This is a genomic window from Aliiroseovarius sp. S253, from assembly GCF_049800855.1.
Classification (GTDB): Bacteria; Pseudomonadota; Alphaproteobacteria; order Rhodobacterales; family Rhodobacteraceae; genus Aliiroseovarius.
Map to the genome: position 1 here is coordinate 209672 of NZ_JBNAFW010000002.1, position 23119 is coordinate 232790.

The following is a 23119-nucleotide window of genomic DNA, read 5'->3' on the forward strand; positions in this document are numbered from 1 at the left end:
TCACCCCGGCGTCCGGTGGAAATGGGCAGATGCCCAGCGTCCGGCAGGTCTCCTGACTTGCGGGTCTTTGCTTGGCTGGCCTTCCCGGGACGGACCCAGTGGCATGTTCAGCTTCGCTCGCCGCTCACAGTTGCGGGGGCAGTCTCGGTTTTGGCGCCTGTTGGCTACACCTCACCGGGTTCCCTATTACTTCCGCGGTGCTTCTGCACACGCGAAACCGATCGCTGGTTCTGAATGTCAGAACAGGCGGGGACGAGTCAAGCGAAAGCGCGGGGGGCGATGGGTCGCATACGCGGCGGGAAAAGTCGCAAAAACTTCAAGAGGTTGTTTTGAAAGAGAATTAGCTTCCGCGATATGTCGAGTAGCCATAAGGCGACAGCAAAAGCGGCACGTGATAGTGTGCCTGCTCGGCCATGCCAAAGCGGATTGGAACCACATCAAGGAAAAGCGGGCTTGCGCCGTCCTGACCGGTCGCACGCAGATAATCGCCCGCATGGAAGACCAGCTCATAGGTCCCGACCTCGAACTCGTCTGCGGGCAGAATTTGTTCGTCTGTCCGCCCATCGTCATTGGTTGCAAGGCTTCTCATCAGCGCCCGTACGTCACCCTCGATCCGGAACAGATCAATGCGTAGGCCTTGCGCAGGGCAGCCGCGTGCCGTGTCCAGAACATGGGTGGTCAGATATCCGGTCATAGTATGTCCTCTCGTTGGCCCCACTATTGGGGGATCCGCGTCCCGGTGCAATCCTATTTGACCTGACCCGTGTTCCTTGGAAGGGTGGGACGGAACCAAACACGAGAGAACCCATGCCCGACAGATACACCCGCGACATGCGCGGCCACGGCCCAACACCGCCCAACCCGAACTGGCCGAATGATGCCAAGATCGCGGTGCAGTTCGTTCTGAACTATGAAGAAGGCGGCGAGAACTGCGTGCTGCACGGCGATGCGGCGTCCGAAGCGTTCCTGTCCGACATACCGGGTGCCGCCCAATGGTCTGGCCAGCGCCACTGGAACATGGAAAGCATCTATGAATACGGCGCGCGGGCGGGGTTCTGGCGACTGCATCGTTTGTTCACGGGTGCGGGTATTCCGCTGACAATCTATGGCGTCGCAACGGCCCTTGCCCGCAGCCCTGAACAGGTTTCTGCAATGAAGGATGCAGGGTGGGAGATCGCGAGCCACGGCTTGAAATGGGTCGAGCACAAGGACATGCCCGAGGACGACGAGCGCGCCGCAATCGACGAAGCCGTCCGCCTGCACACCGAAGTTGTCGGCACCCCTCCGCGCGGATGGTACACGGGGCGGTGTTCGGAAAACACTGTGCGGCTGGTCGCCGAGCATGGTGGGTTCGACTATGTCTCGGACACCTATGACGATGATCTGCCCTATTGGGCCGAGATCGGCGATCGGGATCAGCTGATCATCCCCTACACGCTGGAAGCCAATGACATGCGCTTTGCCACCGCGCCGGGTTGGGTGACGGGCAACGATTTTGGAGACTATCTGATCGACGCCTTCGACACGCTCTATGCCGAAGGGCAAGCCGGGGATCGCCCTGCGATGATGTCGGTCGGGCTGCACTGTCGGCTGATCGGGCGCCCCGGAAAGATCGCGGGTCTGCGCCGGTTCATCGACCACATTCAACGGCATGACGACGTCTGGTGTCCTCGCCGGATCGAGATTGCAGATCACTGGGCCACCCATCACCCGCATACGCGGTTCGAGCGCCCCAGCCAGATGTCACGCGACCGTTTCGTCGCGCTTTACGGTGGGATTTTCGAACACTCAGCCTGGGTTGCCGAACGTGCCTTCGAATTGGAGCTTGGCCCCGCCCATGACAGTGCTGCGGGTCTGCACAACGCGCTATGCCGCGCCTTCCGATCGGCAAGCGCTGATGAACGGTTGGCTGTCCTGACCGCACACCCGGATCTGGCGGGCAAACTGGCGGCCGCAGGCCGATTGACCGCAGAAAGCACCTCTGAACAGGCAAGCGCCGGGCTGGACATGTTGACAGACCAAGAGCACGAGGCATTCACGCATCTGAACACTGAATATGTGGCCAAACACGGCTTTCCCTTCATCATCGCGGTACGGGATCACGACAAGGCATCGATCCTTGCGGCCTTCAAACGGCGCGTCAGGAATGACCGCGTCACCGAGTTTGCCGAGGCCTGCCGTCAGGTTGAACGCATTGCAGAATTCCGCCTGATGGACCTGTTGCCATGACCATGATCGCCGCTCAGCCGCTGACGGCCGAAGCGTTCGCACCGTTTGGCGATGTGTTGGAACTGACTGACCGCGACAGCCTGACCATTAACGCAGGCATGTGCCAGCGCCATCACGATCTGGCGCAGCTGGACTTTGGCGAAGGCCGCGCAGGGATCAGTCTGTTTGATGGCAAGGCGCGGCATTTTCCCTACACGCTGGATTTGGTGGAACGACACCCGTTGGGGTCACAGGCCTTTATCCCGATGAATGGCGTGCCCCTTTTGGTGACTGTCTGCCCGGATGAAGACGGCATCCCGGGCACCCCACAAGCCTTCATCATGCGCGCGGATCAGGCAATCAACCTGCACAAAGGCACATGGCACGGGGTTCTCGCCCCCATTGACGCGCAGGGACTTTATGCGGTTGTTGATCGGATTGGGGATGGCACCAACTTGGAAGAGTTCAGCTTTGCTGAGCCTATTCTGGTCCACCCACCAAAGGGGTGATCAATAGAACTGAATGTCGTCTACAAGGCTCATCTTGTTGGAAACATCTTCGATGATCAGCTTGTCGCCATTGCCAAAGTCGATGTGAACATCGCCGTCCACGACGGTCGCTTTCGTCTTCAGCATCCTCCACACTGAGATGTTCCCGACAAGATCATCATCAACATAGATTTTATCTTTTTGACCCGCTCGGAAATCAGAAATCACGTCTTGCCCGTCGTTATAATAAAAGCGGTCCTGACCTGTCCCTCCGAACAGGAAATCATCGCCATCATGGCCCAACAGATGGTCCTTGCCACCGCCGCCTTTTAGGACGTCATTGCCATCGCCTCCGACCAAGCGATCGTTCCCGAACCGGCCAATCAAAAGATCATCGCCCTCACGACCGTACAGTTTGTTGGCTGAATTTGTTCCACGCAGAATGTCGGCGCCAAAACCACCGTGGGCGCCTTCAACACTCGAGAAGCTGTCGCCCGATGCCGCACCCAGTGCATCATTGGTAAGAAGATCGATTTCGACGCTTGCAACCTCAGTCGAATACAAGATGAAGTCGAATCCGGTGCCGCCGATCAGAGTGTCACCACCGGCCCCGCCCATCAATCGATCGTTTCCAGACCCACCAACCAAACGGTCTGCAGCTCCGCCACCATTCAATTGATCGTTGCCAGCGCCACCGCGCAAAGTGTTGGCGACGCCATTACCAATAAGGGTGTCATCATCGGAACCTCCGATAACTCCTTCGATATTGGCATAGGAATCACCGCCAGCCACACCGCCGGACCAATTGGTTTCTAAGTCGACATAGATGAAGGTTCTTTTGTTCGAATAGTCCACAAAGTCGAACCCTGTGCCGCCATCCAGATGATTGGTCCCCGAACCACCGTACAGATAGTCATTGCCACCAAATCCGAAAAGATCGTCATCGCCACTGTTGCCATACAGTTTGTTCGCTTGGTCATTACCATACAGGAAGTCGTCACCCCCACCACCTTTGGCATTTTCAATGACCGTGCCCAGCGCAATCACCAGATTGCCTTTATCGCCGAGCACATCCGAGATGCTTCCTTGGCGCAGGTCAATCCGCTGGTTGGCCTGTATGCCAGCAAAATTGAACGTATCTACTCCGCCTGTGTCAAACACTGTCATGGCAGCGCCCGGCCAGCCTTTGCCAAGGCTAACAAACTTGTTGTATGCACCCTTGGCATTCGAGCCGACACCCCAGATCGTGTTCCCCCCGTTGGACGAACTTGGCGTACCATACAGGCTTTGAATGGCATAAAAATCCGCCACCATCGGCCCCAGTAGATAGGCATAGGTCGCATCTATGTTCGTGTTCTCGGTCTGCGAGAAATACGACATGACGGACATTTGCCAACTGTCATTGGCATAGTGCGCATCGCCCGGGAAGCCTCCGCTGCCGTTGTAATTTCCGGCATGCCCCAGCCCAAGTGCGTGGCCGATTTCATGTACATATGTCTGGAAGGAATAGCTGTGTAGGTCGTACTCATCGCCCTTGTACCAGCTGGTGCTTACATTCACGGTGGATTTCAGGATCTCATTGCCCGAGGTCACGGACCAGTTATAGGCACCGCTATCGTCGTCCTCGAATACGATGTCTGCATTTGACGGAGAGCTTTTCACAAACTTGATCCCGGTCGCCAAGCTCCAAACTTGCAGCGCTTTTTCGACGAACCAAACCCCAGCGGCCTCAAGCCCTTTGACCGAATAGGTAAGAGTACCGCCAGACGACACGTCGAACTTTCGCCATGAACGTCCGGTCGCGTTCCAATAACCATTGACCAAGTAATCTGCGACCTGGGGGATCGTGTACGTCGGCAACGCTGCAGACGTCGCCCCAGCTACGCCGGTCCCTGCGTGCGTCCCGTGATGATCTACATTGTCAATGGACATGCTGGCCTCCCAACCAATTTGTCCACAACAAAGCAAAGCAGCGCGTTCATCGCAAGGTTGATATCGCATTTAGGCGGTTTTGTGCGGGCAGTGCGACACACAGCCCGCACACTAGCACTATGTCGCGCGGTGACGATCCACCATGCGCTGAACCATCGGCGCAAAGTGCCAATAGTCCGGCGTTTCCATCCCGGCGCGCTTGCCTGCTTCGTCCAGATAACGCACCGCGATGATCTGTTTCAGGTTGGGGTTCTTTTCGAAAACGGCCACTTCATCCGCGCTCATGGGCCCGCCCTGCAATTCCAGCGTATGCACTGATGCCGCACTTAGCCGATCGTAATAGGACGGCTTTGTCGCGCAAAGATAGCGTTTCGCCGCCACGTGAAACCGCACGCAATCGGTGATGACGCTTGGGAAGAACTGCTCCAGCACCTCGGCGCCCGCATCTTCGTGATGGCGGTCTTCGGTGTCATCGGGGTGATAGGTGCCGAACTCGGATGTGAAGTGGCCGATGTCGTGCAGAAGGGCACCGACAATGATTTCTTCGCTTTGGCCGTTCTGCTCGGCGATGGTGGCCCCTTGCAGCATATGTTCGGCCATCGTGACGTCTTCACCCAGATACTCCTCACCGCCACGGCGGTCGAAGATCCCGCCAATGAAGTCGACGATGTTTTCCGCAGTGAGGGTTTCGATATTCGGCTTCATTCCGCAGCCTCCTGACGACGCGACCGCGACAGGGCAGCAAAGGTCGAGCGCAGCCCGTCTTTGTCCGAGTAACATCCCTGAAGCCAGCGTGTGCCTTCACCGGAATAGCCTTTACGCGCATGCAAAACGCGGGTGTTGTCGACGACGAAGCCTTCGCCGGGCTCAAGGCGGAAGGTGACCTCCATCGCGGGGTCGTCAATGATCTCGCCCAGACGACGATAGGCGGCGTAATAGGCCTGCATCTGGTCGAAGGGCACGTCGGTCACGGCGGCCAGCGATCGGTTGTTGAAGCGCACGCCGATGATCTCGCCATCCGGGGCAAGTTCGATCATGGGGCGGCGCGATTGCAGGCAAACGCCCTCTTCACCCGCATATTCGAACCGGGCGCAGTGATTGGCCAGAACGTCGAAGGCGGCGGGGTCTTCTTCGCGCAGGCGACGCGCGGCGGCGAAACCGTCCACGACCATGTTCTCGCCGCCAGCGGCCGAGCTTTCCAAACAATAGAGCACCTGAACCGAGGGCACCGGGTCGCGGTATGGGTTGTCTGTATGCGCCTGAAGCCCAAGCCCCGTGAAGGCAAGGTTGGTCGGGTTCACCTCGGTCCGCACCTCGAAATGACGGCCATAGTTGGTTTCACGCACATAGCCGAATAGGTCGACCACCTTGAACAGCGCGCCGTCCTCGACCGGACCGTTCACGACCTTGCCGAAGCCATAGCGCGTGACCAGTTCCAGCCACGCGGCCAGCGCGTCGGAGTCCGAAGACAGCTGCGCGAAGTCGCCAATTGGCACAGCGCCCATCAGGCCGGAATTCCAAGTCTCGATGCCTTCGCCCAGCCAGCCACGTTCCGTTGACGCCGGACGATCATAAGCATTCTTGACCAACCAGCCCGCATCATAGGTGACGGTCTTGCCTTCCGGTGCAAAGGTGACAGTGATCTGATCTCCACTCACCCCGGCCTCGGTCATATGCGTGTCGGCGGGCAGTTCGCCCAAAGACAGCAGACGCTGGCCATTGCCAGCCGCGCGGGTTTCGGGATCCCACGAATTGTCACGAAGCCACATGGCGTGAAAACGAAGGGGGCCGTTTGGGGTGGTCAGGGTCAGAACCTGGCCCGCCGGGTCAAGCTGGGTGGTAAACATGCGCGTGTCTCCTGTGACGCGTTGATCCTGTGGTGATTGTCCGCGCAAAGCGTGATAAGGACAACCAAGCGAAATTGCATCTGAGACCTCGATCTTCTTATGGATAATCCCCTCTCAAACCTGCCCCTCGATTGGATTCACGCGTTCGAGGTCGCCGGACGGCTGGGCAGCTTTACCGCCGCCGCGCAGGAAACCGGACTGACACAGGCCGCGATCAGCCAGCGGATCGGGCATCTGGAAACCCGGCTGGGCGTCGCCCTGTTCATCCGCAAACCGCGCGGCGTTGTGCTCTCGGTCGAGGGCGAGGCATGGCTTCCTTACGTCACCCACGCGCTGGGGACGCTGCGCCAAAGCTCAGAAGAGCTCTTCGGCATTCAACGTAAACGCCTGACGATCTGGAGCAGCGCCTCGGTTCTCGAACACTGGATTGCGCCGCGATTGGCGGGGCTGTCACTGGGAGAAGACGTACAACTGTCATTCAAGACGCTGATGCTGGCGTCTGAAGACAATCCGCAGCTGCGCGGGGTGCGCTTGCGCTATGGCAGCGGCGATTGGAACATCCCACACCGCGCCCGCCTATTTGACGAAGTGCTGGCCCCCGTCGCCGCGCCCGCTTTGATGCGAGGGCTGGAGCCGGAGCGCTGGCAAGACCTGCCACGGATCGGACTGTCTGGGCCACGCATGGGCTGGCATGAGTGGGCGGCGCAGACCGGCGACGCCCCCACCCCGATCCCGCATCTGCGATTTGATACCTTCACCGCTGCCCTCTCTGCCGCGCGCGCAGGCGCAGGTGTGCTGTTGGCATCAATCCCGCTGGTCGAACGCGCTTTAGCATCTGGAGAGCTGATCCGCCTGTCCGAAGACGCTCTTCCGTCCGAGAATTCGTACTGGATGGTGGCGGAACGTGGAGAGCTGACCCAACGCCAATGGAACACGCTGACAACTGCGATCTGCACCTGATGTGATCAAATGCGAGGCCCGAAATGTATCGAGGTAGAACTACGGTTTCTGCGTTTTCTTGCGGCATTCTCTATTGCGTCCCGTTAAAAGGCCCGTCAAATACCTGCAAACTTCGGGGCCTTGGAAAGGGCACATGGACAGACAGATGAAACCCGCGCGGATCGAATTCAGCACCGCTGCCCTTACGGTGGCCGAGCGTCGGATTCTGTCGGACCTGTCGGTAGACCTGACCGCCAAACGCATCGGCATCATCGGGCGCAACGGGTCGGGCAAGACCAGCTTTGCGCGACTTCTGTCCGGACTTGTGGAGCCTAGCGCAGGCACCGTGCGGATCGACGGGGTTGATCCCGCAAAAGATCGCCGCGCCGCACTGTCGCTGGTGGGCATCCTGTTTCAGAACCCCGACCACCAGATCATCTTCCCCACTGTGGTCGAGGAACTGGCTTTTGGCCTGCGCCAGCTTGGTCTGGACGATCCCGAGGCTGCCGCCCGCGCGCAGCTTGATCGGTTTGGCAAATCCCACTGGGCGGATAGCCACGTGCACGGGCTATCTCAGGGGCAGAAACAACTGGTCTGCCTGATGGCGGTTCTTGCAATGGCCCCGCGCATTCTGGTTCTGGACGAGCCTTTCGCGGGACTCGACATCCCGACACGGATGCAGCTTGGCCGTTATTTGGAGCGGTACGAGGGCACTCTGGTCCATGTCACTCACGACCCGGACGAACTGACCGCCTATGACCATGTGTTGTGGATCGAGGCCGGTGCGTTGGCTCAGCAGGGTCAGCCCGCCGATGTGCTACCCGCCTTCACCGCCCAGATGAAACAGCAGGGGGAAAGCGATGATATCTCTAACCTCTCCGATTGAGACCCGCGCACATGGTTGGCCCGCCGGTCTGAAGCTGGCGGCGCTCTGCGTCGTGACGATCGTGTTGTTTCAGATGCAAAGCCTGTGGTTCCATCTGGCCGCATTCGCAACCACGCTGACACTTTATGCCCTGCCCGGTCAAAGCTTCCTGCGCACTGGACTGCGGTCGCTGAAAGTGTTGTGGCCCTTCGTTCTGCTGGTCGGCATCTATCACATCATCACCCGCAGCCCCATCGACGGGTTGGTTATCATCCTGCGCATGCTGACCGCTGTGGGGTTGGCCAATCTGGTCACGATGACCACGCGCCTGTCTGATATGATCGCCGTCGTGCGCTGGCTGGCCACGCCCCTGCGCGCGCTGGGTCTGCGCACCGAATACCTCGAGACTGCGATCGCATTGGTCATCCGCTTCACGCCTGTGCTTTTAGCAAAAGGCACCCATTTGACCGAGGCCTGGCGCGCCCGGTCTGCCCGCCGTCCCGGCTGGCGCATCATCCTGCCATTCACGGTTCTTGCGTTGGACGACGCAGACCATATTGCCGACGCGCTGCGTGCGCGCGGCGGTTTCGACGCCATGAAGGAGTGAGAAGTCATGGAAAAGAATGTAACCCTTATCGCGCTGTTCGCAGCCCTGATCGCGGCGCTTGGCCTGATCCCCAAGATTGATCTGTTTTTTGGTGTTCCGATCACGGCCCAAAGCCTTGGCATCATGCTGTGCGGCACCATTCTGGGCGCCAAGCGCGGCGCGCTGGCCGTGCTGCTGTTCCTGCTTTTGGTTGCCATCGGTCTGCCGCTACTGTCCGGCGGTCGCGGCGGTCTGGGCGTCTTCGCTGGCCCGTCGGTCGGTTTCCTGATCGGTTTCCCCGTCGCAGCTTTCGTCACCGGTCTGATTACTGAAAAATGGCGCACTGGCCCCGTCTGGCTAAGCGCTGGTGTAGCCTCGGTCATCGGCGGTATCATCGTGCTTTACGCCTTCGGCATTCCGGGTCTGGCGTTCATGCTGGACAAGACACTGGTCGAAGCCACCGGTCTGGTCACCGCCTTCATCCCCGGCGACATCATCAAGGCAGCTCTTGCCGGTATGTTGACCGCAGCACTGGTCAAAGTGCGCCCGGCCAGCGTTTTGTCGCGCGCCGAAGCCTGATCTAAAATCGCTCTTCTGGGCCGAAGCCGCAGCGCTACAAGCGCTGCGGCTTTTTCTTTTGCGATATAGACCAGTTTGCCGATTTCGACGGTGCCAGTGAAACTTCCGCTGGACGCCGTGAAAATCCATGCCCTATCAATTTCATAACAAGGTAGGAGGTCCGAGATGGCTGCCAAGAAGAACGTGCTGTTTATCATCATCGACCAGCTGCGGGCGGACTGCCTGCATGGCGCGCTGGCCGATCACGTGGACCTGCCCAACCTGCGGGTCCTCATGGACGAAAGCGTCACGTTCAAACGTCACTTCTCGGTCGTGAACCCCTGCGGGCCGTCGCGTGCCTCGATCCTGACGGGGCAGTATTCGATGAACCACCGCTCGGTGCGCAATGGCACGCCGCTTCGTCACGACACGCCCACCATCGCCAGCGAGATGCGAAAGGCCGGGTATCTGCCGATGCTGTTTGGCTATACGGACACGTCGCAGGACCCGCGCGTCTTCGCACCGAATGACCCGGCCGTGCAGACCTACGAAAGTCCAATGGCGGGCTTTGTCGAACATGTCGAAATGCGGCTTGAGATGTCGTACCCGTGGCGGTCCTACCTGATGGGCAAAGGGCACCACTGGAATAATTATTGGCAGCTTTACATCCCCGGCGGCAATGGTTCTGCGATCAACGCCCCCGCCGTGTACAAGGCCGAGGACAGCGACACCGCCTTCCTGACCGACCAGTTCCTTGACCGGATGCCTGCCTATGCCGATCAAAGCTGGTTCGCGCATCTGACCTATATCCGCCCGCACCCGCCGCTGGTCGCCCCCGCGCCCTATAACGACATGTACGACCCGACCACCCTGCCCGACCCAGAGCGGGTTGGCACGCGGGACGACGAGGCCGCCGTGCATCCGTTCTTTGGCCCTGCGTTGACCAAAGAAAAGGCCGCGAACTTTGTTATCGGCGCGAAAGCCGACGACAGCGACGAGACCCTGCAAGCCCTGCGCGCCGTTTATCTGGGACTGGCGACCGAGGTGGACCACCATATCGGGCGCGTCGTCACCTTCCTGAAAGACAGCAGCCAGTGGGACGATACGCTTCTGATAGTCACTGCCGACCACGGCGAGATGCTGGGCGATCACCACGCGTGGGGCAAGCACTCGGTCTATGACGCGGCCTATCACACGCCGCTGATCATCCACGCGTCGGGCGGTGACGCGGGGCATGTTGTCGACGTGCCGACCGAAAGCATCGACCTGACTCCGACGATCCTGTCATGGGTTGGACAAGAGGTGCCGAATGCGATGGACGGGCGGTCTCTGCTGCCGTTCCTGTCGGGCGAGACGCCGGGCGATTGGCGCGACTATTCCTTCTCGGAACTGGATTTCGGAGACCCGATCACGCCGACCCTGTGGCAAAAAGAGCTGGGCACGGATGCCAGCAATTCCTGCGTCGGCATCCTGCGCGATCAACGGTTTACCCTGATCGAATTCGCCGCTGATCTGCCGCCACTTCTGTTTGATCACGATGGTCAGGGAGAGCTTGAGAATGTTGCCGAGAACCCGGCCTTCGCTGCCGATCTGACCCGGCTGACGCGGCAAATGCTGCGGCACCGAATGCTGAACATGGACCATACGCTATCGTATGACATGATCACCGATCAGGGGCCGAAACGAGCCTCGCGCTATCCCGAGAATGACGCCAGCGCGTAATCTGCCACGTCCTTCAGGCTTTTCCCGCGCGCCATTGGTTCGACCCCCAGCCGTTCCATTGGCAGGCCGTAACGGTTCAGCCAGATCGTGTGATAGCCGAACCACGTGGCCCCGCAGATGTCCCAGCAATTGGACGACACGAACAGGATTTCTGATGCGTCGAGGCCGAACGCATCCGGCCCCATCTGATAGGCCTCGGGCGCGGTTTTAAACTTGCCCACCGTGTCGACCGACAAAACATGGTCCAACAGCCCCTCCAACCCTGCAGCATCAAGCGCGCTGTCGATCATCGCGCGCGTCCCATTGGACAGGATCGCCATCGGCACACCAGCAGCTTTCAGACGGGTCAGCTGGGCGAGGTTTTCCTCGAACGCGGTCAGCTTCTCATAGGCGCCCATCAACGCAGCACGTTGCTCTGCCGTCGGGGCGACCCCATGCAGTTCGCAGGCATAGTCCAGCCCGTCCCCGGTCACCTGCCAGAAATCGGCGTAGCGGTCGCACATCGTCCGCAGGCGGGTGTATTCGATCTGCTTGTCGCGCCATGTGACGGCAATGTCCGCGCCCTTGCCAGGAAAGAACTCTTCCGCCAATGCGCCGACCGAATAGACATCCAGCAGGGTGCCATAGGCGTCGAATGCAATCGCTTTGATGGGCATGATGGAGAGGTCCTTTCCGTTCGCCCCCTTAGCCTAGGGGCAAGCAGGGTGGTCGGGAAAGGGAAAACGGGCGCGAAGGTATTCCTACCTACGCGCCCGATGGTGTTTAGTCGATGACGCGCACCGCGCCTTTTGCTGCCGACGAGGCCAGCATCGCATAGGCTTTCAGTGCCTTCGATACCTTGCGCTTGCGCGGCTCAGCAGGCTGCCAGCCTTTTTCATCCTGCGCCTTGCGGCGTGCCGCCATTTCCTCGTCCGAGATGGCAAGGTTGATGGAGCGGTTCGGGATGTCGATCTCGATCTTGTCGCCGTCCTGCACCAGACCGATGGCACCGCCTTCAGCCGCTTCCGGCGAAGCGTGACCGATCGACAGGCCCGAGGTCCCGCCCGAGAAACGACCATCCGTCAAAAGCGCACAGGATTTACCCAGACCCTTCGATTTCAGATAGCTGGTCGGATAGAGCATTTCCTGCATACCCGGACCACCACGGGGACCTTCATAGCGAATGACAACCACGTCGCCTTCCTTAACCTTGCCGGTCAGGATGTTGTTCACGGCAGCGTCCTGGCTTTCACAGACATGGGCCGTGCCGGTGAAAGTCAGGTTGGATGCATCCACACCAGCGGTTTTCACGATGCAGCCATCTTCAGCGATGTTGCCGAACAGAACCGCCAGACCGCCGTCTTGGCTGAACGCGTGTTCCTTCGAACGGATCACGCCGCCTTCGCGGTCAGTGTCTAGTTCCTTGTACCGGTTCTCGGTCGAGAACGCCTGAGTGGTGCGCACGCCACCGGGGGCCGCCTTGAACAGGCTCTCGGCTTCGGGATTGTTTGCAACCTTGATGTCCCACTTGGCAATCGCTTCGCCCATAGTGCTGGAATGCACCGTCGAGCAATCATTGTGCAGAAGCCCCGCACGCGACAATTCACCGAGGATCGAGAAGATGCCGCCCGCACGGTGCACGTCTTCCATATGCACGTTGTGGATGTTCGGCGCGACCTTACACAGGCACGGCACTTTACGGCTGAGTTGATCCATGTGGGTCATGTTGAAATCAACTTCGCCTTCGTTGGCGATGGCCAGAAGGTGCAGAACCGTATTGGTAGATCCGCCCATGGCGATGTCCAGCGACATGGCGTTCTCGAACGCTTTGAAAGTCGCGATCTCGCGCGGGAGCAGACCTTTTTCGTCGTCCTGATAGTGGCGCTTTGTGATCTCGACGATCTTGCGGCCAGCCTCGAGGAACAGGTGCTTACGGTCGGCGTGAGTAGCCAGCGTCGAGCCGTTGCCCGGCAGTGCCAAGCCCAGCGCCTCGGCCAGACAGTTCATCGAGTTCGCGGTGAACATGCCCGAGCACGACCCACAGGTCGGGCAGGCGTTCTCTTCGATGTGCTGGACCTGCTCGTCAGTGAACTTGTCATCCGCAGCGGCAACCATAGCGTCCACAAGGTCAATCTTGGTCATGTCCAGATCGGCAATGTCGATCTTGCCTGCTTCCATCGGACCACCGGACACGAAGATCACGGGGATGTTCAGGCGCATGGCGGCCATCAGCATGCCGGGGGTGATCTTGTCGCAGTTCGAGATACAGACCATCGCGTCGGCGCAGTGTGCGTTGACCATGTATTCGACGCTGTCCGCGATCACTTCGCGCGACGGCAGCGAATACAGCATCCCGTCATGGCCCATCGCGATGCCGTCATCGACAGCGATGGTGTTGAATTCTTTGGCGACGCCGCCTGCAGCCTCGACCTCGCGGGCGACCATCTGACCCAGATCCTTCAGGTGGACGTGACCCGGTACGAACTGGGTGAAGCTGTTCACGATGGCGATAATCGGCTTGCCGAAATCGCTGTCGGTCATGCCGGTCGCGCGCCAAAGGCCGCGGGCACCAGCCATGTTGCGGCCATGAGTAGAAGTTCTGGATCTGTAAGCAGGCATGCGGTTCCCACCCTTATCTTAGTGTTCCTGTCTGGCAGCGATTATCACTCTGCGCGCTCCGAAACCAGTGCAGATTATCATCTGCGTCGGTATTGCGCCCCTCCCCGTCCGCAGCAGCAAGACGCTTGGCGCGGACGATTGCGACGTTTAGAACAGGAACTGACGATTTCAGAAAAGGTCATTTTCAATGAGCAAACGTAAGGTTCTTGTGACGGGCTCGGCCGGGTTTATCGGCTATCACCTATCAAAACTGCTGCTGGAAGAGGGCTTTCGTGTCCACGGCTTCGATGGGATGACGGATTATTACGACGTCACCTTGAAGCAGCGCCGCCACCAGATGCTTTTACAGAACGAAGGCTTCTCAGCCACCGAAGGGATGCTGGAAGATCTGGAGCTGTTTGACCAAATGGCAGACGACTTCGTGCCCGACATCATTGTTCATCTCGCAGCGCAGGCGGGCGTGCGTTACAGCCTTGAGAATCCCCGCGCTTATATCGACTCGAACGTCGTCGGCACCTTCAACGTGATGGAGGCCGCCCGTCGTCACGAGGTGGACCACCTGCTGATGGCCTCGACCAGCTCGGTCTATGGCGCGAATGATGAGATGCCGTTCACTGAAATGGAAAAGGCCGACAACCAGCTGACCATCTATGCGGCCACCAAGAAGGCGAATGAAAGCATGGCCCACAGCTATGCGCATCTGTGGAACATCCCGTCGACGATGTTCCGGTTCTTCACCGTTTATGGCCCGTGGGGTCGCCCCGACATGGCACTGTTCAAGTTCACCAAAGGGATCATCGAGGGCACGCCCATCGACATCTACAACAATGGCGATATGTTCCGTGACTTCACCTATGTCGAGGATCTGGTTCGTGGAATCCGCCTGTTGATCGACAGCCCTCCGGTCCGCCCCGACAGTAAGGATGACATCGAGGAAGGCGACAGCCTGTCCCCTGCCGCGCCCTATCGCGTGGTAAATGTTGGGAACTCGGACAAGGTGCGCCTGTTGGATTTCGTGGAAGCGATTGAAGACGCTTTGGGCAAGAAAGCCACGCGTAACTACATGGAGATGCAGAAAGGCGATGTGCCTGCCACTTGGGCGGATGCAACGTTGCTACACCGTCTGACCGGATACAGCCCAGCCACCGATTTCCGCGACGGCGTGAACAGCTTCGTGGCGTGGTACCGAGATTACTACAAGGTCTAAGCCTTATGCCCAAAAGACAAAACCCGCCGTGTTCGGGCGGGTTTTGATTATGTGATGGTGGGAAAACAGACCAAGATCACGTCAGTACAAGCGCGTGGATACCAGTCGCCGTTGTCCCCAACGACATAACCTTACGCACACCGACTGGAAGGAAGGAATTGTCTGCGACCGTAACGGTCCGGATGCCACCCGCCACGCTGACAAACGACACGACGCCGCCGTTTTCCACATACAAGGACACCGCCACATTTGGCAGTTCGCTAAGATCGGACGGCAACACAGGTACCAGATCGGTGGCCGGTCCACGCAGAGACGGCGAACGGTTTTCGAAGGGATTGGACATTGCAAGCTCCTGACAAGTTCACACGCTGACAGGTAGCCAAAATCTGGGCACCTTTGCGCGTTGGTGTGTCGAGCTTTCTAAGCAGACGGGTTGAAGAAGCCTTAACTGGGCCGCACGCCCTGTTGCGTCGCCGTCAACGACGAGGGCAACACATCGGGTCCAAGATCGGACAACTGATTCCACAGGCTGCTTAGTGTATTCTTGCTGTTCTTGGGGTCGCGATAGATGCGTATCTCAAGATCTGTGACCAATCGATCATCCACGATGGTCAGAACACCATCATCAATCTCGGACTGGCACAGGCTGAGGGGCAACCACCCCATCCCGAATCCTTCAAGGATCATCGCTTTCACACTGTTGGCCAATGCGTTCTGGTTCACGACGAATACTTTGCGTGGGCTGACAATCTGTTCGACCACAAATTCCTGCACCGAACGCAACGCCGAAACAGCACCATAGGACAGAAGCGGGATGGCCTCTTTCGCGGTTTCACTGAATGTGAATTCCGCTTCCCCGCCGGGCTTGCAGCGCGACACTGGGACGAAAAGGTCATGTGCCAGCGTCATGTGCTCGAAATTTGCCACCTCAAGCGGGCCAAGATAGTCCATCGACGGGTGCCAATAGGTCAGGAACGCATCGCAATACCGCTGCTGCAATGCACTGACGAACTGATCCGCCGCCCACGAGGTCGAATTCAGATCCGTCTCCATCCCGCCTTCGGTCACCAACGGGGTAATCAGGTGCTTGTAATGCGTCATGTAAAGCGACTGGGACGCTGCAAAGCGAATTACGTTTTCCTTCGCCGCATCAATAGTTTGGCAGCGCTCAATCGTTTCTTCATAAGTCCGCAACATGATGCGTGCCTGCGACAGGAACACATCACCCGCAGGCGTCAATGTCAGGGGAAGCGTCTCGCGGTTGATCAGCCGCACACCGATGTCGTTTTCAAGCGCACGGATCCGGCGCGAGAACGCCGGTTGGCTGACATTCCGCTCTTCCGCCGCGCGCGAGAAATTCCTGCACGCGACAAGGGCTTCGAAGTCTTTCAACCAAAGAATGTCCAAAGGGCCAATCCGCCTTAAAGGCCAGGCGCATCCGCATCCAACCGACCTTCTTCAAGGGCGTGACAGGCAACCATGCTGCCGTCTGGCTGGTGAATTGCGCGCGGCTTTTCACTTTTGCATCTGCCATTCGCAAAGGCACAGCGGCTTTCGAAGGGGCAACCTTGCGGCAAATTGATCGGCGTCGGGATCTCGCCTTTCAGGCGGATATGGTTCGGCCGGTCATCCTTCAACTGCGGCACTGCGGACAGCAAGGCCCTAGTATACGGGTGTTTTGGATTCGAAAACAGAGTTGCCGTCTCGGCAACCTCGCAGACGGTCCCCAGATACAGAACCGCAACCCGCGTGCCGAAATGTTCAACCACGCTTAGATCGTGGGTGATGAACAGATAGGTCAGACCGCGGCTTTCCTTGGCTTCCAGCATCAGGTTCAGAACCTGCGCCTGAATAGAGACGTCCAGTGCGCTGATCGGCTCATCTGCAATGATGAACTCGGGGTCCACAGTCAGGGCACGCGCGATGGCGATCCGCTGACGTTGCCCGCCCGAAAACTCGTGCGGATAGCGTTTGATCCAGGTGGGATCGACACCGACGGACATCATCACCTCGGTCACCTTGTCCCGCACCTCAGCCGCCGAGTACTTCGGATTGTGGTGACGCACCGGCTCTTCCAGCGCTTGCAGGATCGTCATACGCGGATTCAGTGACGCATAGGGGTTCTGGAAGATCATCTGGATCTTCTTGCGCAGGGGCAACATGTCATGGCGCGACAGATCATCAATGCGCTGCCCTTCGTAGTGGATCTCGCCTGCGCTGGGGGTCAGAAGACCAGCCACCAGACGGGCCACCGTGGACTTGCCGCAGCCGCTTTCACCGACCACGCAAAGCGCCTCGCCACGACTGACGTCCAGCGACACGTTGTTCACTGCATGGACCGAGCGCGCTTCCCGCGTGATCCGCCCACCTTTGAACTTCACCGTCTCAAGAAAGCCCTGGTCCAGATCAAACCGCTTCTCAAGCCCCTTGATTTCCAACAGGGGCGGCTGGGTTGCCATGTCCTTCATGCTTTGACCTCTCGCCGGGCGTCATTGGATTGCAGGCGCTGAACCTCGTGGCAGGCAACTTCGACCTCGCCGAAATGCGAGATCTCGGGGATGCGCGAGCGGCACAGGTCGGTCGCATATTCGCAACGCGGATTGAATGGGCATCCCGGGGGGATGTTCGTGAGTGATGGCATATTTCCCGGGATCTGCTTGAGCCGTTGGCCCGGCAGTGTCTGTTGTGGCAGGGCGTTGATCAGCCCTTGCGTATATGGGTGCTGCGGATCGTTGATGATCTCGCGCGTGCGGCCAGCTTCGATGATACGGCCCGCATACATGACTAAGGTACGTTCAGTCATCTGGCTGACCACGCCAAGGTCGTGCGTGATCAGGATCAGACCGACCTGATTGGACTGGCACAGCTCAAGCAGCAGTTCCATGATGTCCGCCTGAATGGTCACATCCAGCGCGGTGGTCGGTTCGTCTGCGATGATCATCTGCGGATCCAGCAAAAGCGCAATCGCAATGATAATCCGCTGCCGCATCCCGCCTGAAAGCTCGTGCGGATACTGATCCAACCGTTCTTCAGGCGAAGGAATATAGACCTCGCGCAGTTTCACGATCGCAATCTGGCGCGCCTCTTCGCGCGACAGCTTGCGGTGCGCCATCAGCGTCTCGATCATCTGCTGCCCGATGGTCAGAACCGGGTTCAGCGTCACCATCGGATCCTGAAAGATCATCGCCATGCGGTTGCCACGCATCCCGCGCAGCTGCCGGTCGTTCATGGTGACAACGTCTTCGCCCTCGAACATGATCTCACCATGGTCGATAAAACCGGGGCGGCTGAGCAGGTTCATCAGGGCAAAGCCGGTGATCGACTTGCCCGCCCCGCTTTCCCCAACGATCCCAAGGCGTTCGCCTTTCGCAAGATCAAAGGAAATGCCGTTCAAAGCGGTGACCGTCTGTTCGCGCATCGCGAATTTTACGGTCAGGTCACGGACGGAAAGAAGGCTCATCGCGTCACCCCTTATAAAGTTTCGGGTTCAGGACATCGCGCATCCAGTCGCCCAGAAGGTTGATGACAAGGACCAGCACGACCAGCACGACACCCGGAATGACGGTTATCCACCAGCTGCCCGAGAAGATATAGTCGAAGCCCGACGAGATCAGCGAACCAAGCGAAGGCTGGCTGGGCGGCATGCCCAGACCAAGGAAACTTAGCGACGCCTCCGAGATGATGGCGTTCGCCACCTGCACGGTCGAGATAACAAAGATCGGCGACAGCGAGTTCGGCAAGATATGCCGTACCATGATGCGCCCCGGCCCAAAGCCCAGCACACGAGCACTGTCGACATACTCTTTCTTCTTCTCGGCCAAAACGGTAGCCCGCACGGTCCGCGCATATTGCGGCCACTCAGCCACGCCGATCACGGCGATCAGGAAGAACACGGCATATTGGTTGAAGGTCTCGGACCCAAACATCGCTTGGGTCACTGCAAGGAAGATGATCGCAACCATCAGGGTCGAAAAGCTGAGCTGGATATCGGCCAGACGCATCAGAAGGCTGTCCAGGCGTCCGCCGACATAACCTGCAATCAGACCGATTGAGATGCCAAGGAAGGCTTGTAGCGCCACCGCGCAGACACCGATCAGCAGCGATAGGCGGGTGCCATACAAAATTGTCGACCACAGGTCGCGGCCCTGATCGTCGGTCCCAAGCGAGAAGTCAGGCAAGGAACCATCCACCCAGAACGGCGGATACTCCGAGTTCATGATGTCGATCGACGCCGGATCATAGGGATCAAAGGGAGCAAGCAAAGGCGACAGCAACGCGGATATCGCAATGATCAGGAAGATCGCCATGCTGAAAATCGCAACGGGGTTCTTGCGGAAACTATACCCGATGTTCGAGTTCCAGATCTTCGCAAAGCGCGAAGGGTCGGTGCCCGGGGTCATGGTGTTGCTGCTCATGCGCCCATCCTCGCAATGTTCACGGTCGGGTTCACAAGTCCATAGATCAGGTCAACGATCGTGTTGGTCACCACGAAGATGAAACCCACAACGATCAGATAGGCCACGATCAGGGGCGTATCGACGCGGTTCACAGCCTCAAGGAACATGAAACCCATGCCCGGCCATTGGAACACCGTCTCGGTCAGGATCGTATAGGCCACCATCGTGCCGATCTGCACGCCACCCACGGTGATAACCGGCAGAAGCGTGTTCTTCAGCGCGTGCAGGAAATAGATACGGCGCGGGCTAATGCCCTTGGCCTTGGCGAATTTCACGTACTCGGATTGGAGCACTTCCATCATTTCCGAGCGGATCAGACGCACAAACAAAGGCAGCATGATCGACGCCAGCGCAAAGGATGGCAGGATGATATGCATCCACCCATCGACAGTTGCGAAGTTGGTCTCCCAATAGCCGAACACGTGCACGACATCGCCACGGCCGAAAGATGGGAACCAGCCATAATGAACCGAGAAGACGAAGATCATCATGATCGCGGTCAGGAACACAGGGATCGAAATCCCGATAATCGATAGGCCCATGATCAACCGGCTTAGGATCGTGTCCGGCTTGATCGCCGTATACACACCCAGCGGGACCGACATGCCGATGATGATAATTGTTGCGCCCAGCACCAGCTCAAGCGTGGCGGGCAATTTTTTCAAGATCACGTCCAGCGCCGGTTCTTTGAAGAAGTACGACGTGCCCAGATCCCCCTGAAGCGCATTACCTGCGAACCGAAGATATTGGGTCATGAAGCTGTCGTTCAGCCCCAACTCGTCGCGCAATTGCTGACGCGTTTCTTCTGATACCGATTGCCCGACCAGCTCGCGCAGCGGGTCGCCCAGATTGCCCTGGATGGCAAAGCCGATCACCGAGATGACAAACATCACTGCAATCGCCTGAAATACTCGCTTTACGAGATAGGCAAACATCGTTTTGACCTTTGTAGACGTGTATCTGTTGCGCACCGTGTGATGTCAGGAGACAGGATGCTTCGCAAGAGCCAAGCAGAGACTGTACGCAATCAGGGTGTGATCCGGGCCAGCACATGGCCAGCCCGGAGATTACCTCTTACTGGACGACCAGGTCGCCGAAGTAAGGGAAGTTCAGAGCGTTGACGATGTCAGCCGAGTTCATGTTCGACTTCGATCCCCAAGCAAGGTTCTGCCAGTGCAGCGGAATGAAGGCCGCTTCGTCGTACAGGATACCTTCCAGCTTCTGCAGCTGCTCGGCACGTGCTGCCGGGTCGGTTTCGCTGTTCGACGCGTTCATCAGGTCATCCGCCATCGAGTTACAATATGCACCCGAGTTGTACTGACCATTGCCGGTAGCTTCATCCGGGCAAGCCGACAGGAACTGGTGGAAGTTCGCCGAATCTTCGGTATCTGCGTGCCAACCGATCATCATCATGTCAGCAGCGCGCTCGTCAAACTTGGGCCAGTATTGGGCTTTCGGCATGGTCTGCAGGTCAACCTTGATGTTGATCTGCGACAGCATCGAGGCAACAGCTTGTGCGATCTTGTCGTCGTTTACATAGCGGTTGTTCGGAGCCATCATCGTGATCGAGAAGCCATCAGCATAACCAGCTTCAGCCATCAGAGCCTTCGCTTTTTCCAGATCGAAACGCGGCGTGATTTCCGGGTTGTACCCCAGATAGCCAGCCGGCGATGCCTGAGCACCCACGGTGCCGAAGCCACGCATGATGCGGTCTACGATACCAGCGTTGTTCACGGCATAGTCGATGGCCAGACGCACTTTCGGGTCCTTGAAGGCCTCGACGCGGTTCTGGTTCATCTGGAAAGTGATGATGCGTGTGCCAGCCATGGTGATCAGGTCAACACCGTCAGCATCGCCAACGCGTTTCAGATCAGTCGGCGGAACAGGCGCGATGAAGTCAACGTCACCCGACAGAAGCGCGGCCACACGGGTCGGGTCTTCTTTAATCGGGGTCAGGATGATCTTGTCGACGTTGCCAGCGGTTTCAGTATCCCAGTAATCGCCGAAACGATCGAAGACCACTTTCACACCCTGCTCACGCTCGGACACAACGAACGGGCCAGTGCCCGAGATGTTACGCGAGGCAAAGCTGTCGCCGTGCTTTACGATTTCCGACTTATCTTTGCCGTCATCGGTGGTGCCGGTATAGAACGCGCTGTCCATCGGGAAGATGTAGGTCGCGGTGTGCAGCACCAGCGGATAGGGCTCGGCCGTTTTCAGGTCGAAGGTCATGTCGTCAACAACTTCAACATCCGTGAAGGGTGCGAAGATGCCTTTGAAATCGTCGCTGGCCTTCAGGCGGTCAAAGGTCCAGTCCACGTCTTTCGCGGTCAGCATGTTGCCTGAATGGAACTTCACACCGTTCTTCAGCTTGAAGCGCATGGTGGTGTCGTCGATCTGTTCCCAGCTTTCGGCCAGACGGGCTTCGAACTGCAGATCTTTGGTCCAGCGCACCAGCGGGTCAAAGACCATGTGCGACAGCTGAAGCGTGCCGCCAGACAGCTGTTCATGCGGGTCCATCGAGACCGGGTCAGCGTCATAAGCAACGCGCACGGTGGTTTCGGCATAAGCTGCCGATGCCAACGTCGCCACTGCGGCGGCTGCCGCAAGGCTACGGACAATCTTAGTCATGGATTTACTCCCCTGTGGTTGTGATCAAAACGCTAGAGCCGGGGGCAGATGGGCGCAAATGCCGATATCGAATAGGGTATGCAATGGGCGCATGAGGCAATCCACATCCAAGTTTAATCTTTTAAATCCATATTGTTACAAGCGCATCAAGATCCCTTCGGACTTAGTTGGGTCAAGCCAACAACGCTAGTTCCGCCCGAAACCAGCAGCCAGATGCTCGACCAGCAAGCGCACCCGTCGCGGCAAAAAGCTTGTTTCCGGACGCAAGACGAAGACACCTCCGCCGGCGGTAGAATCTGTGAATTCCGACAGCACTGGGATCAGGTTACCCTCGTTCAAATCCCGTTCGATCAGAAACTCTGGTAGCCACGCAATTCCAACCCCGTGAAGGCATGCAGATTGGAGCGCTTCAAGGCTGTTACACGTCATTCCAGGGCCAAGGCGAGCATGATGACTGTCACCGTTGGCCATGCCCCAATCCGCCACCAGCTTTTCCTGTTTCAGACGCAAGCACCTGTGATCCGCAAGCTCCTTTGGGTTCTGCGGAGCCCCATGCACCTCAGTATATTTGGGCGCAGCACAAATTACCCGCCTGTTCTCTGCGATTTTCCGCGAGATCAGAGTCGAGTCCGTCAGGGTGCCACTTCGGATCGCAATGTCGAACCCCTCGCCCACAAGATCGACAAGCTTGTCCGTCATTAGAAGCTCAATTTCCAGGTCAGGATGAAGCGACATGAAATCGTTCACCAATGGAACCACAAGCCGACGCCCCAGTGCTGCCGAACAAGTCATCCTGACGACGCCCCGTAGCCGACCGTCATCTTCGGCAATACCTTCTTCCAACGCTGTCATCCGCGCCAGAATGTCTCGGGCTTCCCCGACATAGCGTTGCCCGGCCTCGGTCAGGGACATGCGCCGCGTCGACCGGATAAGCAGGGGAACGCGCAGGCGTTTCTCAAGAAGATGCACACGTTTTCCAACCGCCGATGGCGTATATCCAAGCATACGCGCAGCTGCTGAAAAGCTGCCATGGTCGACAACGGCCAACAGGATTTCCAACTCTGATCTTTGCACCACTTGA

Annotated in this window: 22 protein-coding genes and 1 riboswitch; of the genes, 8 read left to right on the plus strand and 14 right to left on the minus strand. The window is 58.3% G+C overall.

Annotated elements, in window-relative coordinates:
• Window positions 1-25: 25 nt before the first annotated feature.
• Window positions 26-237: riboswitch (cobalamin riboswitch) on the minus strand.
• Window positions 238-340: 103 nt separating this feature from the next.
• Window positions 341-694: a hydroxyisourate hydrolase gene (uraH, locus tag ACP15F_RS12505; protein ID WP_424941162.1), complete on the minus strand. Its 354-nt coding sequence runs from the start codon at window positions 692-694 to the stop codon at window positions 341-343.
• Between the two features lie 113 nt (window positions 695-807).
• On the opposite strand from uraH, the gene puuE reads away from it, so the two are divergent.
• Together puuE and ACP15F_RS12515 are read left to right on the plus strand one after the other, a co-directional pair.
• Window positions 808-2229 carry an allantoinase PuuE gene (gene puuE, locus ACP15F_RS12510; protein WP_424941163.1) on the plus strand — a complete coding sequence of 474 codons (1422 nt, stop codon included), beginning with the start codon at window positions 808-810 and terminating at the stop codon, window positions 2227-2229.
• The gene (locus tag ACP15F_RS12515; RefSeq protein ID WP_424941164.1) at window positions 2226-2717 is read left to right on the plus strand and encodes an ureidoglycolate lyase; all 492 of its coding nucleotides are present in this window, start codon (window positions 2226-2228) and stop codon (window positions 2715-2717) included. Before puuE ends, ACP15F_RS12515 begins: the two co-directional genes overlap by 4 nt.
• Here the strand turns inward: ACP15F_RS12515 and ACP15F_RS12520 are convergent, their stop codons facing one another.
• From ACP15F_RS12520 to tmpA, 3 genes are all read right to left on the minus strand, one after another.
• On the minus strand, window positions 2718-4628 hold the full coding sequence (locus ACP15F_RS12520; RefSeq protein WP_424941165.1) for a M10 family metallopeptidase: 1911 nt from the start codon (window positions 4626-4628) through the stop codon (window positions 2718-2720). It abuts the gene before it with no gap.
• Window positions 4629-4745: 117 nt separating this feature from the next.
• Entirely contained in the window at window positions 4746-5333 is a 588-nt protein-coding gene (tmpB, locus tag ACP15F_RS12525; RefSeq protein ID WP_424941166.1) for a (R)-1-hydroxy-2-trimethylaminoethylphosphonate oxygenase, read from the minus strand.
• Window positions 5330-6475 carry a 2-trimethylaminoethylphosphonate dioxygenase gene (gene tmpA, locus ACP15F_RS12530; RefSeq protein WP_424941167.1) on the minus strand — a complete coding sequence of 382 codons (1146 nt, stop codon included), beginning with the start codon at window positions 6473-6475 and terminating at the stop codon, window positions 5330-5332. The genes tmpB and tmpA overlap by 4 nt, the downstream gene beginning before the upstream one ends.
• A gap of 99 nt (window positions 6476-6574) precedes the next feature.
• Here tmpA and ACP15F_RS12535 point away from each other — a divergent pair, with 99 nt between their 5' ends.
• The 5 genes from ACP15F_RS12535 to ACP15F_RS12555 all read left to right on the plus strand — a co-directional run bounded on the left by ACP15F_RS12535 (window position 6575) and on the right by ACP15F_RS12555 (window position 11145).
• Window positions 6575-7435, plus strand: a complete 861-nt coding sequence (locus ACP15F_RS12535; protein WP_424941168.1) for a LysR family transcriptional regulator — start codon at window positions 6575-6577, stop codon at window positions 7433-7435.
• Window positions 7436-7568: 133 nt separating this feature from the next.
• Window positions 7569-8300, plus strand: a complete 732-nt coding sequence (locus ACP15F_RS12540) for an energy-coupling factor ABC transporter ATP-binding protein (protein WP_424941169.1) — start codon at window positions 7569-7571, stop codon at window positions 8298-8300.
• Window positions 8275-8886: an energy-coupling factor transporter transmembrane component T family protein gene (locus tag ACP15F_RS12545; RefSeq protein ID WP_424941170.1), complete on the plus strand. Its 612-nt coding sequence runs from the start codon at window positions 8275-8277 to the stop codon at window positions 8884-8886. Before ACP15F_RS12540 ends, ACP15F_RS12545 begins: the two co-directional genes overlap by 26 nt.
• A 6-nt stretch (window positions 8887-8892) precedes the next feature.
• Window positions 8893-9444, plus strand: coding sequence for a biotin transporter BioY (locus tag ACP15F_RS12550; protein ID WP_424941171.1), 552 nt, complete (start codon window positions 8893-8895; stop codon window positions 9442-9444).
• 165 nt (window positions 9445-9609) lie between these two features.
• Window positions 9610-11145, plus strand: a complete 1536-nt coding sequence (locus ACP15F_RS12555) for an alkaline phosphatase family protein (protein WP_424941172.1) — start codon at window positions 9610-9612, stop codon at window positions 11143-11145.
• Here ACP15F_RS12555 and ACP15F_RS12560 read toward each other — a convergent pair.
• Window positions 11118-11801 carry a haloacid dehalogenase type II gene (locus tag ACP15F_RS12560; protein WP_424941173.1) on the minus strand — a complete coding sequence of 228 codons (684 nt, stop codon included), beginning with the start codon at window positions 11799-11801 and terminating at the stop codon, window positions 11118-11120. The genes ACP15F_RS12555 and ACP15F_RS12560 overlap by 28 nt on opposite strands.
• A gap of 106 nt (window positions 11802-11907) precedes the next feature.
• Window positions 11908-13743 (minus strand): dihydroxy-acid dehydratase, encoded by a 1836-nt coding sequence (gene ilvD / locus ACP15F_RS12565; protein ID WP_424941174.1) that lies wholly within the window; start codon window positions 13741-13743, stop codon window positions 11908-11910.
• 187 nt (window positions 13744-13930) lie between these two features.
• Here ilvD and ACP15F_RS12570 point away from each other — a divergent pair, with 187 nt between their 5' ends.
• Window positions 13931-14950 carry an NAD-dependent epimerase/dehydratase family protein gene (locus tag ACP15F_RS12570; protein ID WP_424941175.1) on the plus strand — a complete coding sequence of 340 codons (1020 nt, stop codon included), beginning with the start codon at window positions 13931-13933 and terminating at the stop codon, window positions 14948-14950.
• A gap of 76 nt (window positions 14951-15026) precedes the next feature.
• Here the strand turns inward: ACP15F_RS12570 and ACP15F_RS12575 are convergent, their stop codons facing one another.
• From ACP15F_RS12575 to ACP15F_RS12610, 8 genes are all read right to left on the minus strand, one after another.
• The gene (locus ACP15F_RS12575; protein ID WP_424941176.1) at window positions 15027-15293 is read right to left on the minus strand and encodes a spike base protein, RCAP_Rcc01079 family; all 267 of its coding nucleotides are present in this window, start codon (window positions 15291-15293) and stop codon (window positions 15027-15029) included.
• 101 nt (window positions 15294-15394) lie between these two features.
• Window positions 15395-16357 (minus strand): LysR family transcriptional regulator, encoded by a 963-nt coding sequence (locus tag ACP15F_RS12580; protein WP_424941177.1) that lies wholly within the window; start codon window positions 16355-16357, stop codon window positions 15395-15397.
• A 14-nt stretch (window positions 16358-16371) separates the two neighbouring features.
• Window positions 16372-17418, minus strand: coding sequence for an ABC transporter ATP-binding protein (locus ACP15F_RS12585; RefSeq protein WP_424941178.1), 1047 nt, complete (start codon window positions 17416-17418; stop codon window positions 16372-16374).
• A complete protein-coding gene (locus tag ACP15F_RS12590; RefSeq protein WP_424941179.1) occupies window positions 17415-18410 on the minus strand; it encodes an ABC transporter ATP-binding protein in 996 nt (331 codons plus the stop codon). Before ACP15F_RS12590 ends, ACP15F_RS12585 begins: the two co-directional genes overlap by 4 nt.
• Before the next feature lie 4 nt (window positions 18411-18414).
• Complete coding sequence (locus ACP15F_RS12595; protein ID WP_424941180.1) at window positions 18415-19365, minus strand: ABC transporter permease; 951 nt, start codon at window positions 19363-19365, stop codon at window positions 18415-18417.
• Complete coding sequence (locus ACP15F_RS12600) at window positions 19362-20342, minus strand: ABC transporter permease (protein ID WP_424941181.1); 981 nt, start codon at window positions 20340-20342, stop codon at window positions 19362-19364. The genes ACP15F_RS12595 and ACP15F_RS12600 overlap by 4 nt, the downstream gene beginning before the upstream one ends.
• A 139-nt stretch (window positions 20343-20481) precedes the next feature.
• Window positions 20482-22038, minus strand: coding sequence for an ABC transporter substrate-binding protein (locus ACP15F_RS12605; protein ID WP_424941182.1), 1557 nt, complete (start codon window positions 22036-22038; stop codon window positions 20482-20484).
• Window positions 22039-22224: 186 nt separating this feature from the next.
• Entirely contained in the window at window positions 22225-23112 is an 888-nt protein-coding gene (locus ACP15F_RS12610; RefSeq protein ID WP_424941183.1) for a LysR family transcriptional regulator, read from the minus strand.
• Window positions 23113-23119 lie beyond the last annotated feature (7 nt).

What these genes read in the sequence shown, in the direction of transcription:
- ACP15F_RS12535 (WP_424941168.1), top strand. Translation starts at nt 6,575, where the DNA reads ATGGATAATCCCCTCTCAAACCTGCCCCTCGATTGGATTCACGCGTTC.
- ACP15F_RS12570 (WP_424941175.1), top strand. Translation starts at nt 13,931, where the DNA reads ATGAGCAAACGTAAGGTTCTTGTGACGGGCTCGGCCGGGTTTATCGGC.
- ACP15F_RS12550 (WP_424941171.1), top strand. Translation starts at nt 8,893, where the DNA reads ATGGAAAAGAATGTAACCCTTATCGCGCTGTTCGCAGCCCTGATCGCG.
- ACP15F_RS12600 (WP_424941181.1), bottom strand. Translation starts at nt 20,342, where the DNA reads ATGTTTGCCTATCTCGTAAAGCGAGTATTTCAGGCGATTGCAGTGATG.
- puuE (WP_424941163.1), top strand. Translation starts at nt 808, where the DNA reads ATGCCCGACAGATACACCCGCGACATGCGCGGCCACGGCCCAACACCG.
- ACP15F_RS12515 (WP_424941164.1), top strand. Translation starts at nt 2,226, where the DNA reads ATGACCATGATCGCCGCTCAGCCGCTGACGGCCGAAGCGTTCGCACCG.
- ACP15F_RS12585 (WP_424941178.1), bottom strand. Translation starts at nt 17,418, where the DNA reads ATGAAGGACATGGCAACCCAGCCGCCCCTGTTGGAAATCAAGGGGCTT.
- tmpB (WP_424941166.1), bottom strand. Translation starts at nt 5,333, where the DNA reads ATGAAGCCGAATATCGAAACCCTCACTGCGGAAAACATCGTCGACTTC.
- ACP15F_RS12520 (WP_424941165.1), bottom strand. Translation starts at nt 4,628, where the DNA reads ATGTCCATTGACAATGTAGATCATCACGGGACGCACGCAGGGACCGGC.
- ACP15F_RS12560 (WP_424941173.1), bottom strand. Translation starts at nt 11,801, where the DNA reads ATGCCCATCAAAGCGATTGCATTCGACGCCTATGGCACCCTGCTGGAT.
- ACP15F_RS12590 (WP_424941179.1), bottom strand. Translation starts at nt 18,410, where the DNA reads ATGAGCCTTCTTTCCGTCCGTGACCTGACCGTAAAATTCGCGATGCGC.
- ACP15F_RS12575 (WP_424941176.1), bottom strand. Translation starts at nt 15,293, where the DNA reads ATGTCCAATCCCTTCGAAAACCGTTCGCCGTCTCTGCGTGGACCGGCC.
- ilvD (WP_424941174.1), bottom strand. Translation starts at nt 13,743, where the DNA reads ATGCCTGCTTACAGATCCAGAACTTCTACTCATGGCCGCAACATGGCT.
- ACP15F_RS12545 (WP_424941170.1), top strand. Translation starts at nt 8,275, where the DNA reads ATGATATCTCTAACCTCTCCGATTGAGACCCGCGCACATGGTTGGCCC.
- uraH (WP_424941162.1), bottom strand. Translation starts at nt 694, where the DNA reads ATGACCGGATATCTGACCACCCATGTTCTGGACACGGCACGCGGCTGC.
- ACP15F_RS12605 (WP_424941182.1), bottom strand. Translation starts at nt 22,038, where the DNA reads ATGACTAAGATTGTCCGTAGCCTTGCGGCAGCCGCCGCAGTGGCGACG.
- ACP15F_RS12540 (WP_424941169.1), top strand. Translation starts at nt 7,569, where the DNA reads ATGGACAGACAGATGAAACCCGCGCGGATCGAATTCAGCACCGCTGCC.
- ACP15F_RS12555 (WP_424941172.1), top strand. Translation starts at nt 9,610, where the DNA reads ATGGCTGCCAAGAAGAACGTGCTGTTTATCATCATCGACCAGCTGCGG.
- tmpA (WP_424941167.1), bottom strand. Translation starts at nt 6,475, where the DNA reads ATGTTTACCACCCAGCTTGACCCGGCGGGCCAGGTTCTGACCCTGACC.
- ACP15F_RS12595 (WP_424941180.1), bottom strand. Translation starts at nt 19,365, where the DNA reads ATGAGCAGCAACACCATGACCCCGGGCACCGACCCTTCGCGCTTTGCG.